This window comes from Leifsonia sp. 10L418, from assembly GCF_056395445.1.
In genome coordinates this window covers 258,228-275,397 of the sequence record NZ_JBFTJN010000002.1, presented here as the reverse complement: position 1 = coordinate 275,397, position 17,170 = coordinate 258,228, and the positions used below count along the sequence as shown (strand labels likewise).

Here is a 17,170-nt window from a genome sequence, read left to right as displayed (position 1 = left end):
ATGGAGTCAGGCACCGGGGTTCTCCTGCGGGGAGAGCTGGTGCGCGACGTGATCCCAGGATGCCTGCCGACCGAGCGTGATATCGACGATTCCCTTGACATAGACGAGGTTGAGGAACATGTCGAAGAGCAATTCAGGCAGGATCAGCACCGCGAGCAGTCGCGCCCGCCAACCGCCCTTCCAGACCGTCACAACGCGCTCCACCAGGAACACGGCGCCGAGGCCCAGCCAGAACGGGAACCACACCCAGTCGTCGACGGCCAGCGCGGTGATCGCCATCAGCAGCAGAAACGCGGTCAGCGCGATCACGCTGTACCCGATGCCGAGCTGCTGCGCCCAATACCGCAGGGTCGCCAGAGTCATCCCGTACGCCCCGATGTTTTCGAGCGCCCCACGCTGCCAGCGCAGTCGTTGCTTCCAGAGGGCTCCGGGGGTGGGCATGAGCTCGGTCACGACCGTGCAATCGGCCGGTGAGGTCATCAAGGCGCCCAGCGACTTCAACGCGATGGTGAGTTCATTGTCTTCGGTGAGCGCGGCGGTGTCGTAAACGTCTCCGGGCCGGCCCGGAATTGTCACCCCGCGTCGCTCTGCGATCGTGCGGAGCGCGGTCGGACGAAACATCGACGCGGTGCCGGTGAGCACGAAAACACGCCCACGGCGCCGCGCGATTTCGCGCGAGTAGCGCAGATACTCGTTGCGTTGGAGCTGGCCGAGAAGGCCGAATCCCTCTTCGCCGTAGAAGAGTCCGCCGACCGCCATCAGGGCACGGTCGTACGTGAACCGAGCCACGGCGGCTTCCAGAAATCCGTCATCGAGCGTGGTGTCGGCATCCATCACCATGACAACGTCATTGTCGCCCTGGCCGGGAAGAATCTGGGCGAGAGCCTGATTGAGCGCGCCCGCCTTCTTGTCGGTGTTCCCCACCGACTCGATGACCTCGACCCCGTGCTGGCGGGCAAGGACGACGGTCGCGTCGGTGCAATTGTCGGCGACGACGATGACGCGCTCCGGCCGATGAGACTGCGCGTCGAGTGACGAGAGCGTCAACGGCAGTGACACTTCCTCGTTGTGCGCGGGAATCAGCACCGTGACGGTCACCTCGCCTGCGAACGTGCCACGGGTTGACGCCATGATGATCTTGGGCGCGAGCGGGGTGGCATGCATGTTGATCGAGCGGCGCGACTTGTTGGTCGCACGCCGCTCCAGTAGGGCAATGCCGATTGCGAAGAAAGCAGCCAGTGCGACGGCGGCGAGAATCAGTCGCGGTGCGGGAGCAATCGGGTCATAGAACACCTGCCACACCCCGAACAGGGTTGCAATGGTGGGAGCCTCACCGTTTTGCGGGGCGCTCGAGCCGACCACAGCCCAGAGCGCGACCGCAGCAGCAATTGCCGCCGTCGCGATGACAATGCCGACCGATCGTCGTAACCAGTTCGCCCCCACAGTCGAAAGTTATCAGCTGGCTCGCGTGCTGTGGGGTGTCTGACGAACATCGCGGCGATCTGTCGCTAGTGCAGCTGAATGGCGATCGAACCGTCGCCGCGGATAGTCACGGTCAGTCCGATCGCAAACGGCACGTCTTCGTCGCGCGTCGTGAGCTCGCCGTCGAAAAGCGATTGCACGTCGACGACGATGTGGGCCTGCCCGGCCGTGTCGGCCATCTCGAAGGCGCTTTCGCCGGCCGTCAAGGTGACCTCGGGGTAGCTGGCGATCGACCAGGCCGGCAGGCCCTTGATCCGGTCGTCGATCACAACGCCGAAGGGGCAGTCAGACGGTTGCAGAACCTCCTGGGTGGCACAGGCGTCGAGGAATGTGTCGACCTCTTTCTGCACCTGCGCGACGAAGTTCGGCGTCGGTTCGGTGACGACCATGACCTTCGTCACCCCGGACGAGGTCACGGGAATCTGTTGCTCCGGCGAGGTGAGCAGTACCGATTCGTGCGCGATCGTGTAGAGATTCGGGGCAAAAGCCAGATAGGAGGCCTGATTCGAGAACGTGCGCGGTGCCGCGGCGTCGGCCTGAGCGCGGGTGTCGAGCGAGAGCCCGTTCACCGTGAAGATCGACTGATGCTGCACGTCCACCTGCAAAACACCGATCGGGCTGGCCTCGAAACGCCAGCTGGTGAAGGGGCCGGCGAAGGTGCCGGTGCTCTTCACCGTGAACGACATGTTCGACGGAACATCACCGAGGGTGAAGCTGTACGAGACGGTGTGGACGCCGGGTGCCGTTTCGGCGTCGCCGACGAGCTGGATGTTGTCGAGGTCACCCAGAACGGAGTCGCGGAGGAGCGTCTCGGGCAGGTCGGTCGGCAGGCCCGCCGCCGCGAACTGGTCGTTGTTCGGCGCGACGCCCGGGAGGGCGAGGGCGGCAGTCGTGTCATGCCGGGCGAGGGCGTTCAAATACTGGCGAACAAAACCGCCGGCGCTGTAGACGTCGCGGTTGAGGGCTCCGATCGCCGCACCGAGCGCGACAAGAAGAAGCGCGGACACAGCAACGACGGCGATAATCGCGCGCGTCCGCCCACCCCGCTGGTCACCGCCCCCTGTGCTCATCAGCTCATCTTATTCTGCGGCGGCTGCACAGATGCTGACCGTCCGCTGTTGACGGCCTGCAGCATCTGCCCACGCCGGTGGGGATAACCGAGGCGGCCCGGCAGCTCGGCCAGTTACAGTGGAATGTCCTTCCCGCGCCCATCGAAAGTTCGCCGTGACCCCGATTTCACTCTCCGCCGAACAGGCCGAGGTTTTCGCCGCGATTGAGGGCACCAAGCAGAACCTCTTCATCACCGGGCGAGCCGGAACCGGTAAGTCGACGCTGCTGAACCACCTGTCGTGGAACACCAGCAAACAGATCGTGATCGCCGCGCCCACGGGTGTCGCCGCGTTGAACGTCRGCGGTCAGACCATTCACTCGCTGTTCCGCCTGCCGATCGGTGTCATCGCCGACCATGTCATCGACCAGCCCGACTCGGTGCGCAAGATCCTCAACACCATCGACACCCTCGTCATCGACGAGGTCTCGATGGTCAACGCCGACCTGATGGATGCGATCGACCGCAGCCTGCGTCAGGCCCGGCAGCGCCCGAACGACACCTTTGGCGGGGTGCAGATCGTGCTGTTCGGCGACCCGTACCAGTTGGCCCCGGTGCCGGGGGACTCCGATGAACGCGCCTATTTCGCCGACACGTACCGGTCGCTCTGGTTCTTCGACGCCAAGGTATGGCGGGATGCCGACCTGCGCATCTTCGAACTCACCGAGATTCACCGTCAGCACGACGCCGACTTCAAACACATGCTGAACGCCGTGCGGCACGGCCAGGTCACCGCAGAAATCGCCGGGGCATTGAACGCCGCCGGCGCCCGCACCCCGCCGACGGAGGGCGTGATCACCCTCGCCACCCGCAACGATGCGGTCAACCGCATCAACGCCGCCGCGTTGAAGCGGCTATCGGGGCGTGCCCTGACCGCCAAGGCGGAGGTGACCGGAGACTTCGGTGGGCGCACCTTCCCGGCCGATGAGACGCTCGAGTTGAAGGTGGGCGCGCAGGTGATGTTTCTGCGCAACGACGCCGGCCACGAGGGCGGACCGCGCTGGGTGAACGGCAGCATCGGCACCGTGACGAAGATCGACTCGACGGTGTTCGTCGATATCGACGGCGAAATCCACGAGGTGGAGCCGGCGATCTGGGAGAAGTTCAAGTACAGCTACGACCCGACGACGAAGAAACTCAGCAAGGATGTCGTCGCCGAGTTCACCCAGTTTCCGCTGCGGCTGGCCTGGGCGGTCACCATTCACAAATCGCAGGGCGCCACGTACGAGCGCGCGATCGTTGATCTGGGCGCTCGGGTGTTCAGCCCGGGGCAGACTTACGTTGCACTCAGCCGGCTGACCAGCCTCGACGGCCTCTATCTGAGTCGCCCGCTTCGGCCGTCGGACATCATCGTCGACCCGAATGTGCGCCGGTTCATGCAGATCCCCGAACGGGAGTAACCGGCCCGGCGGAACTGCCCCCCCAAATGTGGCACTTTGAGGGGACATGATCATTCGATCGGATGACGTGCTGGAGTACCCTCGTCGATAGAATTTCGAATAAGACATGTTCGAAATGTGCGCGGGGGTGCCATGAAAAACGAGATGAGCGATCGACGGGCCGTTGGCCTTCTCGCCCTGATCATCAGCGCCACTCTGTTGCTCTCCGGCTGCACTCTGGCCGCCGATGCGAAGACCTCCGGGCGCACCGAGACGACCACGCCATTCTCGGACGAGATCACCGGCAAGCTCGACGCGGCGCTCGCCGGCGCGATGACGCAGGCCGGCGCATCCGGTGCCATCGTCGGCGTGTGGGCGCCCTGGGCGGGCACCTGGACGACCGCGACCGGAACCACGACGACGACCGGGAACGACAAGCTCACGACCGACATGCGGTTTCGCATCGGCACCAACACGACGGCGATGACCTGCACCGTGCTGATGAAGCTTGTCGATGAGAAGCGAGTCAAGCTCTCCGATCCGGTCTCCAAGTACTTGCCCCGGCTTCCCGGGATCGATGACATCACTCTCGGCCAGCTGTGCCAGAACACCTCAGGGCTTGCCGACTACACGGGGCAACTCGGCCCCCAATTCGTGAACAATCCCACCCGTGACTGGCCGGCCCTCGAGGTGGCCTCGGCCGGGATGGCCGCAGCGCGCACCGGGAAGCCGGGCACCGCGTTCGCCACGTCGAACACCGGGATCGTGCTGCTGGGGATGGCCCTTGAAGCCGCGACGCACCAGAGCTGGGACACGCTCTATCACACCTATGTTTTTGACCCGCTGGGCCTGAACTCCACCAGTTTCCCGAGTGCCGACGAGTTCGCCATCCCGGGCAGCCACCCGCACGGCTACGCCGCCAGCCTGGGACAGGGCGGGCAGTTGGTCTGCGAGGCGGTGCTCGATGAGACGCAGCTGTCGAACTCGATGGCGGGAGTCGCCGGCGGCGTGGTCTCGTCCCTGTCCGATCTGAAGCTCTGGGCGCAGGCGTTGGCCGAAGGAGACCTGCTGTCGAAGAAGTCGAAGGAGGCCCAGTGGGCGACGATTCCGGTCGGCACAACCACTCCCGGCTGGAGCACCTACGGGCTGGGCGCGGCTCAGCTCGGGCCATTGCGGGGGAGCAGCGGGAGCATTCCCGGATTCATGACGGCCGCCTACTCCGATCCGACCAGCGGTCTGACGATCGTTGTCATGCTCAACAACTCGACGGCCGGAGCATCGTTTGCTTCAAACCTTGCATTGCAGTTCGCCTCAATCGTCGCGGCGGCTCCCGCCGTCGAGTCGGCCACGGCGCCGACGCTCGAGCTGCCCTGGTCAGAAGCCGACACCGCGCAGGCACTGCAGTCGACCCCGGTCTGTCCGCCGGTCGAAGCCGCCCCGGCCGGCTGAGCCGGCTGGCGATCGAGCTGGCGATCGAGCTGGCGATCGAGCCCGTCGAGCGGACCCGTCGAGAGCGCTGATCGCGGCGCGAAACTGGCGGAAGGTGGCCGTTGTGTGGCGTTTTCTGCCGGTCAGCCGCAACCACGCGCACCTAGGCTGAGCGCATGACGCTGATCCCCGATACGAAAGACTGGACCTGGGTGCTCGAGCGCCCCTGTCCCGAGTGCGGCTATGACGGCGGCCAGGTGCAGTTCGCAGACATTCCCCGTCTCATCACTGAGAACGCTGCCCGTTGGCAGCCTGTGCTCGAGCGGCCGGACGTGCGGACGCGGCCGAACCCGGCGACGTGGTCGGCGCTCGAATACGCCGCCCATGTGCGTGACGTCTTGCACGTTTTCACCGCGCGGCTCGACCTCCTGTTGACGGAGGACAACCCTGACTTCCCGAACTGGGATCAGGATGCGACGGCGCTCGCCGAGCGGTATGACGAGCAAGACCCGCAGACGGTGGCGACAGAGCTCGCCGCGGCGGCGCACGTCGCCGCCGAGGCCTTTGGAGCAGCGCCTGAAGATGCGCTCACGCGCAGTGGTCGCCGCAGCGACGGCGCCGTCTTCACTGTCTCGTCGCTCGGTCGCTACTTCGTTCACGACCCCGTGCATCACCTGCACGACGTCGGCGGGCGTTGACCGGTCGCATCCGGCCCGGGCGGTCGCCGAGACTCGCCGTTAACGCCGAGAGTCGCCGTCGGAACGGCGACTCTCAGTCGTGAGGGCGACTCTCGGTGAACGCCCGTTTGGTTTTTAGTACCAGTTCATCGACTGGGAGTGGCCCCACGCGGAGCAGGGGGTTCCGTAGGAGCTCTTGATGTAGGTGAGGCCCCAGGCGATCTGGGTGGCCGCATTGGTCTCCCAGTCGCTGCCGGCCGCGGCCATCTTGCTGCCGGGCAGGGCCTGGGGAATTCCGGTGGCGCCCCCGTTGGCGTTGTACGCGGTGTACGACCAGCCCGACTCCTTCTGCCAGAGCTGGTTGAGGCAGCTGAACTGACCCTCGTCCCAGCCGTACTGCGACGCGGCCATGTCGCGCGCGACGGCGCGAGCGCCATCCGGAGTACCGGCGGCGGCCAGGGCGGCGGCCTTCGCGGCGGCCTGGGCTGCCGCCTCAGCGGCGGCTGCGGCGGCCTGTTCGGCGGCAACGCGGTCGGCTTCGGCCGTGGCGGCCTGGGTCTGCGTCGCTGCCGACGAGGTCTGCTTGGCGAGGGCGAGCACCGTCGGGGTGTCGAGGGACTCGTAGTTCGCCAGTGAGGCGACCGAGGTCGCGAGCGGGGTGGCGTCGACCTTGTTCTGGGCCGACGCGAGCACCTGGTTGGCGTGGCTGAGCGTCGAATCCGCCTGGAAGACGGTCTGTGCGCGCACAAGCTTGGTGTCGTACTGCTTCTGCTGCTCCTTCAGGGCGCTTGCCGCGGCGGCATTCTCCTGGTTTGACACGGTTGTCGCATAGGCGACGCCGGTGCCGGCCATCAAGCCGGTCGCGACGATCGAGGTCGCAATCAAGAGCTTGGCCCGGCGCGAACGTCGCAGGGTGGGGCCGGGGCGGATGCCGGTGAGGCGGGAGAGCAGGGTGGGGCGGGTGGAATCGGGGGGAGTGATCTGCATAACTTCCAGCTGGCGTTGTGGCCGGGAATCGCAAGTCCGGCCGTGCCAATATTCGATGTGACGCGGTCCCATCTGGCCGCGCAGGCGAAGTTTCTAGTATGCGAAGGCTTTCTGGACGAACCCTCATTTTCTCCTGTGCGAACCATGCGCACGCATGAAAGTACGGGAGTCGGAGCGTGTCGGACGGGGCTACGCCACCGTGCCGTTCAGCGGCGTGGTCAGCGCACGAAGAACAAGGGGGAGTGTGCGCATCGCGTAGGGAGAGGTGGCCACACTGGGCGACGGGTCGTTCGACAGAATCGCTTCCTGCATGGCCGACTCGCAGAGTTCGATGATCATGCGGGTCGCGTCGGAGGAATTCATTGAGAATTTCAGCCCGACGCTCGCGAGGGCGTCATCGAGCCGGGAGGCGAGCCGCTCGCGGAAGTCGCGTTCGAACTCCAGGTAACGGGGGGCCTGCTCGGCGTCGCGCATGGCGTTCAGCCGAAACTCTGACTGCATGAGCGTCCAGCGCCGGTCGTCCATCTGCAGGGCGAGAAAGTCGGCGACGACCTTTTCAATCGTGAGGATCTCGATGCTCTGCGAGGCGTCGATGCCGGGCAGGATCGACTCGATGCCCTGCTGCAGCTTGGCGAAGCGTTCGAGCATCTCCCGCTCGGCCAGCGCGAAGAAGAGCTCCTCTTTGCTGTCGAAGTTCGAGTAGAACGCGCCCCGGGTGAAGCCGGCGCGTTCGGTGATCATTTCGACGGATGCCGCGTGCACGCCGGTCTCGGCGAACACCTCGTAGGCGGCCTGAAGAAGCTTCTCGCGCGTCTTTTTTCGGCGGGAGCTCTCGCCGGGAGTGCCGTCGGGGAGGTGATCCTGCTGCATCCTGACACCTTACTGAGAGTCGATTGCGATACACCAGTGTATTGGATACATTTGTGTATCGGATACGTCGCTGTATTTGCTGAGCGTGCGCACCGTTGATGCACGCATCCTTCTTCACCACACTTTGGGAGACCGCGTGTCGTCACTGCTGTATTCGCTGGGCCGCATGGCGTTTCGGTCCCGGTGGAAGGTGCTCGGCGCCTGGCTTCTGATTCTCGCCCTTGTTGGCGGCGGGGCCGCTCTCTTCAACAAGGGACTCGACAACGCGATCTCGATCCCCGGCACCGAGTCGCAAGAGGCCCTGGACACCCTGGCCACCACTTTTCCGCAGGTCAGCGGCGCCGGCGCCCAGATCATCGTTGTCGCGCCATCCGGTAGCACCGTCAATGATCCGGCGGTGACCAACGCGATCAACGACGCCGTCTCGGCCCTCGACGACCTCGACCAGGTGGCCCAGACCATCTCGCCCTTCTCCGAGCACGTTGCCGACGCCATCAGCTCTGACGGCTCGGCCGCCTTGATCAGTGTGCAACTCGACGGCGCGGCTTCAGAGATCACACCGGCGACACTCGAGGCGTTGGAAACCGAGACGAAAACCCTGGAGGGCGCCCTGCCTCCCGGGTCACAGACCTCGCTCGGCGGCCAGCTGTTCTCTCAGGCGATGCCGGCCCTGAGCCTGGTCGAACTTGTCGGCGTCGGTGTCGCGCTCATCGTGCTCATTCTCACCTTCGGCTCGTTCCTGGCCGCGGGAATGCCGCTGGCCACGGCCCTGCTCGGTGTGGGCATCTCGGTCGCGCTCATCTTTGCTGCGACGGCATTCGGGCCGATCACCTCGACCACCCCGATGCTTTCGCTCATGCTCGGTCTCGCGGTCGGGATCGACTATGCCCTCTTCATCATCTCGAGGCATCAAGACCAGCTGAGAGACGGGCTCTCGCCCGAAGAATCGGCGGCCCGCGCCGTCGCGACGGCCGGCTCCGCGGTGATCTTCGCCGGCTTGACCGTGATGATCGCGCTCGTCGGCCTGAGCGTGGCCGGCATCCCGTTCCTGTCCACGATGGGCATCGCCGCCGCCGTCGGCGTCTTGGTCGCCGTGCTGATCTCGCTCACCCTGATCCCGGCGCTGCTCGGCTTCGCTGGAGACCGGTTGCGCCCGAAGCCCCGCACGAACAAGAAGGCACGCGCGGCAGCGGCCTCGGCCGCGGCATCCGCCGACAGCGCCGGCCATGCGCCCGGCGCGGACCGCTCCGATGCGCCCGTGTCGATCACCGACCATCAGAAGTCCGGCCACCAGAAGGCCGCACTCACCGGGGCGCAGCGTTTCTTCCGGGGCTGGGTGAGGGCCGTCACCCGGTTCCCGATCGCCACCGTGATCGCCGTCGTCGCGGTCCTCGGCATCCTCTCGCTTCCGGCCCTCAGTCTCCGACTGGCACTGCCGGATGCCGGGGCCCTGCCGGAAGACAACCAAGCACGGGTCACCTACGACCTGGTCTCCGAGCATTTCGGCGCCGGATTCAACGGACCGCTCATCGTGACCGGCAGCATCGTGTCGAGCACCGACCCGGTCGGATTGATGAACGACCTGGGCGCCGAACTCGCCGACCTTCCCGGGGTGGCTGCGGTGCCGCTGGCGACCCCGAACGAGACGGCCGACACGGGAATCGTGCAGGTGATCCCGACCGGCAGCCCCGACTCCGAGTCGACGAAGGCACTCGTCACCGAAATCAGGTCGCTGCACGACCATTTTGAAGAGAAGTACGGCATCAGCATCGCCGTCACCGGCTTCACCGCCGTCGGCATTGACGTCTCAGACAAGCTCGGGGGGGCGCTGCTGCCATTCGGCCTGATCGTCGTCGGTCTGTCCCTGGTGCTGCTCACGATGGTGTTCCGCTCCGTCGCGGTGCCGATCAAGGCGACGCTCGGCTACCTCCTGAGCGTCACGGCGTCATTCGGGGTGGTAGCCCTCGTCTTCAACGACGGCTGGTTCGCCGGCGCCCTCAACGTGACGCAAACCGGGCCGGTGATCAGCTTCATGCCGATCATCCTGATGGGCGTGCTGTTCGGCCTCGCGATGGACTACGAGGTCTTCCTCGTGGCCCGGATGCGCGAGGACTACGTGCATACCGGCAAGGCGCGCCAGTCGATCGAGACCGGGTTCATCGGTTCGGCGAAGGTCGTCACCGCGGCGGCGATCATCATGTTCGCGGTCTTCGCCGCCTTCGTGCCTGAGGGTGACGCCAACTTGAAGCCCATTGCGCTCGGCCTCGCCGTCGGCGTGTTCATCGACGCCTTCATCGTGCGGATGACGCTGGTTCCCGCCGTGCTCCAGTTGCTCGGCGACAAGGCCTGGTGGATGCCGAAGTGGCTCGATCGTGCACTGCCCTCCTTCGACGTCGAGGGTGACGGCCTGCAGAAGGAGATCGCCCTGCGCGACTGGCCGGCTGCCGGATCCCGCGACATCGCCAACGCCGAGGGCCTCCGGCTCGCCGCCGGCGACGACCTGCTCTTTCACGAGGTGGCTTTCGACCTGCCGGAAAATGGCGCGCTGATCGTCGCCGGTGAGCGCGAGGCCGCGGTGACCGCACTGCTCCTCACGGTGTCGGGCCGGATGGAGGCCGATGCCGGCCGTCTCAAAGTCGCGGGGTTCGTCTTGCCGGTGCGCGCCGCATCCGTTCGGTCGCGCGTCGCGTTCGTGTCGCTCGGCGACGCGTCAGACCCCGCGCGGGCGGTGAGCAAGGCCCTGGCCGAGAAGCCGCTGATCGTGGTGCTTGACGGCCTTGACCGGGTCATCGACCCGCTCACCCGCCGCACGATTGCCGAGCGCTTGACCGGCGCCGGGGTGGCGGCCAGCCAGGCCGATCGCACGCTGGCCCTCATCGTCGGCACGTCCTCTCCCGAGTCGGTCGCCGACGCCGTTCCCGGCGCAGACACGGCCGAACTCGTCGAACTCTCCCGCCTGTCACTGACGCACGAACTCGAGGTCACCGCATGAGCACTCCGCTCGCCCGACTCCGCCTGTCCCGGTCTACCGGTCGGGTAAGCGCTCTGTCGATCCTGGGCATCATCCTGGTGCCCCTCGTTGTCGCCGGAATTCTGATCTGGTCGCTCTGGAACCCCGCCGACCGCCTCCACCAGGTCAACGCCGCGATCGTGAACAACGACGCGCCGGTCACCATCGACGGACAGATCGTGCCGCTCGGCCGGCAGCTCTCCGCCGGCCTCGTCGGCGGCGTCGACTCGAACGCGAACGCAGCTTCCTCGTCGACGAGTGGCAACAACAGCGAGAGCGACAGCTCGTTCAACTACAACTGGGTGATCACGGATGCCGACGACGCGGCGAGCGGGCTGGCCAGCGGTCGGTTCACCGCGGTTGTCACCATCCCCGAGAACTTCTCGGCCTCGGCCACCTCGTTCTCGGGAGCCCCGGCAGCTGCGACGCAGGCGGTCATCGACGTCGCGACCAGCGACAAGAGCCGTCTGGTCGACGACGCCATCAGCCAGGTGATTACGACCGCCGCCGCCGGCCTGGTCGGCAACCAGCTGACGACGAGCTACCTCACGAACATCTACGTCGGCTTCAACACGCTCGGCGACCAGCTCGGGAAGGCGGCCACCGGTGCCGGCTCGCTGGCCACAGGGCTCGGGACCCTCGCCGACGGAACGGCGAAGCTCGCAGACGGCAGTGACGAACTCTCAAGCGGGGCCTCTGGCCTGGCGGACGGGATGTCCCAACTCTCGGGCGGACTCACTCAGCTGTCGGGCGGACTCACCGCCCTGCAGCAGGGGACCGCAAACCTCCCGGCCCAGAGCGCGCAGCTCGCGGCGGGGGCGCAGGGAATCGCCGGCGGTATCGGACAGGTCAATGACACCCTTGCCGGGCAGGCGAGGGCACTTCAGGGGCAGCTCACTGCCCTGGGCGGGATTGCCGCCGAAGTCTGCACCCCTCCGGTCGCCGACCCCGCACTCTGCCAATCGGTGCAGACGCAGATCGGCGCCATCGCGACGGTCGTCGGAACCGCAGCAGGAACCTTGGACGCCGTGTCGTCGTCCACCGAGTTGTCGGGCGCGGCGGATCAGGTCGCCGGCGGTATGGCGCAGTTCGCCGCTGGGATGCCGGCGCTCGCCAACGGAATCGGCCAGTCGGCATCCGGTGCCGGCGCCCTCGCCACAGCGGGAGAAGCCGTCAGTGGCGGCGCCAGCTCCCTGTCCGACGGCGTGAGCTCGTTCGCCACCGGGGTGCGGGGAGTGTCTGACGGCACGGCCAGCATCACGACCGGGGCCGGCTCGCTTGCCACCGGGCTCACCACCGCGGTCGATCAGCTTCCGCACTATTCGGAGAGCGACCAGTCAAACCTGGCCGAAGTCGTCGCCCAGCCCGTGGTCACCGATAACACCGGTGGGCTCAGCTTCGGAACGACGGGTGTGCCGTTCTACGCCGTGCTGGCCCTCTGGCTCGGCGCTCTGGCCAGCTTGATCGTCTTGCGCGCTGTTCCTGCCGATGTGCTCGGGTCGACCAAGTCGTCGCTCGCCCTCGCCGTGAAGGCCTGGCTACCCGCCGCGCTTGTCGGCGTGGTGCAGGGACTCCTGGTGACGGCCCTCCTCGTGAAGATGGTCGACCTCGATCTCAGCGGCTGGTTTGCCTTCACGGGTATTGCGGTGCTGATCGGGGCGGCATTCGCGGCGACGAACCAGGCGTTGAACGCCCTGTTCGGCGGCGCAGGCCGATTCGTCTCGATGATCGTGGCCCTCGTCTTGATCGGCACCAGCATTATCGCGACGGCGCCGGCCGCGCTCGACAGCGTGATGACGTTCTTGCCCGTGCAGCCGGCAATCGCCGCCCTGCAGGCCAGTGTCACCTCACAATCCGCCGGCGGGGCCGTCGTCGGACTCGTGCTCTGGACGCTCGGGGCGCTCGGCGTGACCACCTTCGCGATTGCACGCAGGCGCATGGTGACGGCGCGGCAGTTGGTGCCCGCAACCGCCTAGGCGGGGCTGCGGCGGCGGGCTACTGCGGTAGCCGCCGCCCGGAGGCACGAGGCGTCACGAAAAGACGTAGCCGGCGAAGAGACTGATCTCGTGGCGTTCGAGCGCGGAATCGATGCGCCCCCACAGTTCGCGGAACCGTGCCCTGGCCACCGGTGCCGGCCAGGTGGGAGGCAACAGCTCGGGGGGCAGCAGCGGATCGTCACGCAAGGCCGCGTCGAATGCTGCGGCAAGTCGCAGGGCGATACTCAACAGCTCGACCGTTGATTCGTGACTCTCTGGTGATTCCGTGAGCAGATGCAGTCGATTGGCAAGTTCGTCGCAGCGGTCCGAGAGCTCCTGATAGCGCCGCGCGAGAGCAGGCAACGGCCAGAACTGCGCGGCGAGAACCACGGGATCCGAGATCGAGGCGGTCCGGAGGTCGCGGGAGGTGGCAAACAGCACGCTGTCTCCCACCTCAAGTCTGTCGATGTCTGGCTCCAGCAGGCGTTCCCACGGGTGGGCGCTGACGTACAGTCCGCCATGTACGGCGGCTCCGCCGAATCGCAGCGCTGCCACCCGCAGGGCGTCCCGTGCCGCGCGCTGCTTCTCCGGAATCGAGAAGGAGAGGAGATGCCAGTTGCCGTCCCAGTCGGCCCGCCCGGAATCCTGGGCATAGGCGAATCTCACAAATGACTCGTCCTGGCGTTCGTTTCGCGCACGCCCCGTCGTTTGCTGCAGGGTTCCCTGGCGACCGCGGCCGTGCTGCAGGTAGTTTCCTTCGGCAATCATCCGGCGCACGGCGAGGCGCACACGCTGGTCGTCGAGGCCGAGGAGACGCCCGACGTCGTAAATCTGCCCGAGCGGCGCACTGCCATCCGCTCGGATCAAGGCCTCGATCAGCGCGCGAGGGGCGATGCCGGTGTGCGTCACGGGGTGGCCGCTTTCTCGACGCTGTCCGTGGCGGCGGCGACCTGTCGCACCATCTCGGTCGCGCTCGAGAAACCATAAAACGCTCCAAGGATGGGAAGCCGATGGTTCTCCGTCGCAACGTACCCCGCACGCTCGTAGAGGCGCTGCGCACGTGGATTCGTGTCGACGACGCTGAGCCGGATGGTCGCCAAACGGTGATCCGCCGCAAGGGATTCTGCCTCAGCGAGCAGACGGGTTCCAATCCCATGCCCCCGCGCGTCGGAGCGGACGGCCAGCCCGTCGAGCAGCAGTTCGCCGGCCCCCGGCGAGCGGTGCAGTGGAAGAAGCGCGAGCGCCCGCCACGGGGCACTCCACTTCGAGTAGAAACGAGCAAGGTCGCCGAGCTTGGCGTCGAGGGCGGCACGACCGGCGAGATGAAATCCCAGCGCCCCGACGACGGTGCCGCCGGCCACTGCGCAGAGGAATCGGTCGGCGACGAGAGTGCGGGCGAGAAAGGCGCGGGCTTGCTCCGCCGGCGCCAGCCCGGGACCGAGCTTGGCCGCGAAGGCCTCCCAGTACAGGGCGGCGACCTGCTCCTCGGAGCCGGGCGGCACGGATCGCCGGATACTCACAGGCCCCTCGGAATAGTGATGCCGGTTGCGTTCAGCGCTCATATCGATAGTCTATCGTTACTCCAACGACCGTACGGGAAAAGATAGTAAATGCAGAAGAATGCCAGCACGGCGACGGGTTCGCGGCCACGATCGAAATGGCACCGACCGGCGCGGCGACGATCGGGGAGGAGGCGACTGCTCGCCGGACTCCTCACCCTGGCCGTGCTCGCGGTAATCGGGGTGACAACCGTGATCGCAGGAAACTCATTCGACATCGATGAGCGCGCGGTCACGATTCCGACCAGTGATGGCGAGCGTCAGGGAATCCTCGCGCTCCCGCGCGGAGCGGCTGGCCCCGTTGGGCTTGTCGTGTTCCTGCACGGCGACGGCCCGGTTGACGCGACAAGCGACGGCTTCTATCGACCGATCTGGGAATCGAACGCCGCCGCTGGCTACGCGTCACTCTCGTGGAGCAAGCCGGGCATCGGCGGGTCCAGCGGCGACTGGCTGAGCCAGTCTCTTGCCGACCGCGCCACGGAGGCGAAGGACGCAATCGCCTGGGCCAGGGAGCAGCCGGAGATCGACCCGTCGCTGGTCGGTCTCTGGTCAGCGAGCCAAGGCGGGTGGGTCGCGCCGGCGGTCACGGCGATCACCCCAGACATCTCCTTTGCCATCGCGGTTTCTCCCGCGATCAATTGGCTCCGCCAAGGGCGATTCAATCTGCTCGCCGAACTCGATCACACGGGTGCGAGCCGAGGAGCACGCGTCGAGGCAATCGGGCGAAGCGACAGCACCCTGGCATTGCTCGAACGCGGTGCCGACTACGCCGAGTATGCCGCGCTCACCGAGGGAGAACCGGACAGGATGGATCGACGGCGGTGGGGCTTCGTTTCGCGCAACTTCAGGGCCGATGCCACCCTCGATCTCACGCGGCTCGGTGAGGAGGGAATCCCGGTGCTCCTGCTTCTGGGCGAGAACGACAGGAACGTCGACATCGCGGAGACAGAGTCGACGTACCGCGCCCTTCTGGTCGATCACCTCACGACGGTCACTTTCCCGGACGCGAATCACACCCTGGCCACGAGCGACATCGAAGACAATGACTTCGCCGCGCTCGTCGTGGCGACCTTCAATCCGCGAGCGATCTTCGCACCCGGTTATCTCGACGCCCAGCGCACCTTCCTCGAGTCCCTCCGCGGGGAGTAGCGGGATCACCGTGGCAGGTTCTCGCAGTCTGTGAGAAAGTGGCGGCGGAAGGGAAACTCCATGACGGCGATCCTGGTCACCGGCGGCACCGGCACCCTCGGCGTCCCCACGGTTGCCGCACTTCGCGCTGCCGGCCAATGGGTGCGCGTGCTCAGCCGCCGCGCCGCACCAGGGCTCACGACCGGTGATCTGGTCGCCGATGTCGGCCTGCGCGAGGCGCTGGAGGGTGCCCACACCGTCGTTCATCTCGCCACGGCACTCAACAAAACGGATGTCGACGCCGCGCGAAATCTCTTCGTCGCGGCCCGGCAGGCCGGGATCGCACATCTGGTGCTGATCTCAATCGTGGGTGTCGACCGAATTCCGCTGCCCTACTATCGCGACAAAGTGACGATCGAACGGCTCCTGCTGGATTCCGGCGTGCCGCACACGGTTCTGAGATCGACCCAGTTTCACCCGCTGCTCGACCGGATCTTCTCGGCGCAGCATCGCGCGCCGGTCGTCGTCGCCCCGAGGTTTCGGCTTCAGCCGATCGACACTTCGGAGGTGGCGGCGCGACTGGTCGAACTGACGCTCGGCGAACCAGCCGGCCGGGTTGCCGACATTGCCGGCCCCGAGCAACGCCGCGGCACCGACTTTGCCCGTGTCTGGGTTCGTGCCTCCGGGGTGAACCGGCCGATCGTTCCACTCGTGCTGCCGGGTCGAACCTATGCCGGATTTGCGGCGGGCAACGCCCTCGTCGACGGTCCGCCGACCGGTCGGATCTCGTTCTCTGACTACCTGGCGAACCGGGCGCCGCGGCCGCTCTAAGCAGAAGTACGGTAGCAGCGGCGCGGCTCGCCAGCGCCGAAGCGTTGGCGAGCCGCGAGCACCCGGGCAGTGTCAACCCACCAGTTAGCTCATCGCACGCGTTTTGAGGGCGGCGTACTCCTCGGGGGTGATGGAGCCGTTGTCGAGCAGGGCCTTGGCCTTGGCGATCTCATCGGCGGAACTGGAGCTGGCGACGTCGCGGATGTACGTGTCGGTGGCAGCCTGGGACGCTCGTGCCCGCTGTTCGGCGCGTTCGTTCATCCCAGGTGCGCGGGCTATCACGTAGACGAGCACCGTGAGGAACGGAACGAAGATCAGAAAAATGATCCAGAGCGCCTTCAGCCACCCGTTCAGCTTGTGATCGCGGAACAGGTCGGAGATGACGGCGAAAAGAGCCATCAGGTAGGCAATGAAAGCGAAGCTCCAGAAGAAGATCCACATAATGTTCCAGAAGCTGTCCCAGAAACTCATGATGAGTCCTTTCAATTGTGATAAATCCCGAGTGGATGGCTTCAGGTTGTCGTGCGCGCAAATGCGACGCCTCATCCATCACGGGTGACTTCTGGCGGGGCAATCGCCGGAGCAGGTCCGATTTTCGGAGGACATCTCACCTGTTATTGGTGAGAGAGGGGTTGACGCGACACCTCTGCTGGCTACTATCAGGGTAAATAGGGGGGCTATTTCATGGTGGTACTGACGGGCGATACTGACGCGGACGTTCTCTTTGGAGGAGCA

General features: G+C 66.2%; 14 protein-coding genes. 7 read left to right on the top strand and 7 right to left on the bottom strand.

The window, feature by feature from the left end:
- Window positions 1-6 precede the first annotated feature (6 nt).
- On the bottom strand, window positions 7-1,443 hold the full coding sequence (locus AC1DCF_RS04745; protein WP_477210046.1) for a glycosyltransferase family 2 protein: 1,437 nt from the start codon (window positions 1,441-1,443) through the stop codon (window positions 7-9).
- Between the two features lie 65 nt (window positions 1,444-1,508).
- Window positions 1,509-2,552, bottom strand: a complete 1,044-nt coding sequence (locus AC1DCF_RS04740) for a hypothetical protein (protein WP_477210045.1) — start codon at window positions 2,550-2,552, stop codon at window positions 1,509-1,511.
- A gap of 154 nt (window positions 2,553-2,706) precedes the next feature.
- Here AC1DCF_RS04740 and AC1DCF_RS04735 point away from each other — a divergent pair, with 154 nt between their 5' ends.
- From AC1DCF_RS04735 to AC1DCF_RS04725, 3 genes are all read left to right on the top strand, one after another.
- Window positions 2,707-3,990, top strand: coding sequence for an ATP-dependent DNA helicase (locus AC1DCF_RS04735; protein WP_477210044.1), 1,284 nt, complete (start codon window positions 2,707-2,709; stop codon window positions 3,988-3,990).
- Between the two features lie 144 nt (window positions 3,991-4,134).
- The gene (locus AC1DCF_RS04730; RefSeq protein WP_477210043.1) at window positions 4,135-5,418 is read left to right on the top strand and encodes a serine hydrolase domain-containing protein; all 1,284 of its coding nucleotides are present in this window, start codon (window positions 4,135-4,137) and stop codon (window positions 5,416-5,418) included.
- Between the two features lie 155 nt (window positions 5,419-5,573).
- Window positions 5,574-6,095 (top strand): DinB family protein, encoded by a 522-nt coding sequence (locus AC1DCF_RS04725; RefSeq protein ID WP_477210042.1) that lies wholly within the window; start codon window positions 5,574-5,576, stop codon window positions 6,093-6,095.
- 114 nt (window positions 6,096-6,209) lie between these two features.
- Here the strand turns inward: AC1DCF_RS04725 and AC1DCF_RS04720 are convergent, their stop codons facing one another.
- Entirely contained in the window at window positions 6,210-7,061 is an 852-nt protein-coding gene (locus tag AC1DCF_RS04720) for an aggregation-promoting factor C-terminal-like domain-containing protein (RefSeq protein ID WP_477210041.1), read from the bottom strand.
- Window positions 7,062-7,250: 189 nt separating this feature from the next.
- Window positions 7,251-7,931, bottom strand: coding sequence for a TetR/AcrR family transcriptional regulator (locus AC1DCF_RS04715; protein ID WP_477210040.1), 681 nt, complete (start codon window positions 7,929-7,931; stop codon window positions 7,251-7,253).
- A gap of 136 nt (window positions 7,932-8,067) precedes the next feature.
- Between AC1DCF_RS04715 and AC1DCF_RS04710 the strand changes: the two genes are divergently transcribed.
- Window positions 8,068-10,923: an MMPL family transporter gene (locus tag AC1DCF_RS04710; protein WP_477210039.1), complete on the top strand. Its 2,856-nt coding sequence runs from the start codon at window positions 8,068-8,070 to the stop codon at window positions 10,921-10,923.
- A complete protein-coding gene (locus AC1DCF_RS04705; protein ID WP_477210038.1) occupies window positions 10,920-12,917 on the top strand; it encodes a YhgE/Pip family protein in 1,998 nt (665 codons plus the stop codon). The genes AC1DCF_RS04710 and AC1DCF_RS04705 overlap by 4 nt, the downstream gene beginning before the upstream one ends.
- A gap of 54 nt (window positions 12,918-12,971) precedes the next feature.
- On the opposite strand, the gene AC1DCF_RS04700 is transcribed toward AC1DCF_RS04705, so the two are convergent.
- Both AC1DCF_RS04700 and AC1DCF_RS04695 read right to left on the bottom strand, forming a co-directional pair.
- The gene (locus AC1DCF_RS04700; protein ID WP_477210037.1) at window positions 12,972-13,826 is read right to left on the bottom strand and encodes a PaaX family transcriptional regulator C-terminal domain-containing protein; all 855 of its coding nucleotides are present in this window, start codon (window positions 13,824-13,826) and stop codon (window positions 12,972-12,974) included.
- Window positions 13,823-14,479 (bottom strand): GNAT family N-acetyltransferase, encoded by a 657-nt coding sequence (locus AC1DCF_RS04695; RefSeq protein WP_477210036.1) that lies wholly within the window; start codon window positions 14,477-14,479, stop codon window positions 13,823-13,825. The genes AC1DCF_RS04700 and AC1DCF_RS04695 overlap by 4 nt, the downstream gene beginning before the upstream one ends.
- Before the next feature lie 48 nt (window positions 14,480-14,527).
- Here AC1DCF_RS04695 and AC1DCF_RS04690 point away from each other — a divergent pair, with 48 nt between their 5' ends.
- Window positions 14,528-15,625: an alpha/beta hydrolase family protein gene (locus AC1DCF_RS04690; protein ID WP_477210035.1), complete on the top strand. Its 1,098-nt coding sequence runs from the start codon at window positions 14,528-14,530 to the stop codon at window positions 15,623-15,625.
- A gap of 60 nt (window positions 15,626-15,685) precedes the next feature.
- On the top strand, window positions 15,686-16,435 hold the full coding sequence (locus AC1DCF_RS04685; RefSeq protein WP_477210034.1) for an SDR family oxidoreductase: 750 nt from the start codon (window positions 15,686-15,688) through the stop codon (window positions 16,433-16,435).
- Window positions 16,436-16,519: 84 nt separating this feature from the next.
- Here AC1DCF_RS04685 and AC1DCF_RS04680 read toward each other — a convergent pair whose 3' ends face one another.
- On the bottom strand, window positions 16,520-16,906 hold the full coding sequence (locus AC1DCF_RS04680) for an SHOCT domain-containing protein (RefSeq protein WP_477210033.1): 387 nt from the start codon (window positions 16,904-16,906) through the stop codon (window positions 16,520-16,522).
- Window positions 16,907-17,170 lie beyond the last annotated feature (264 nt).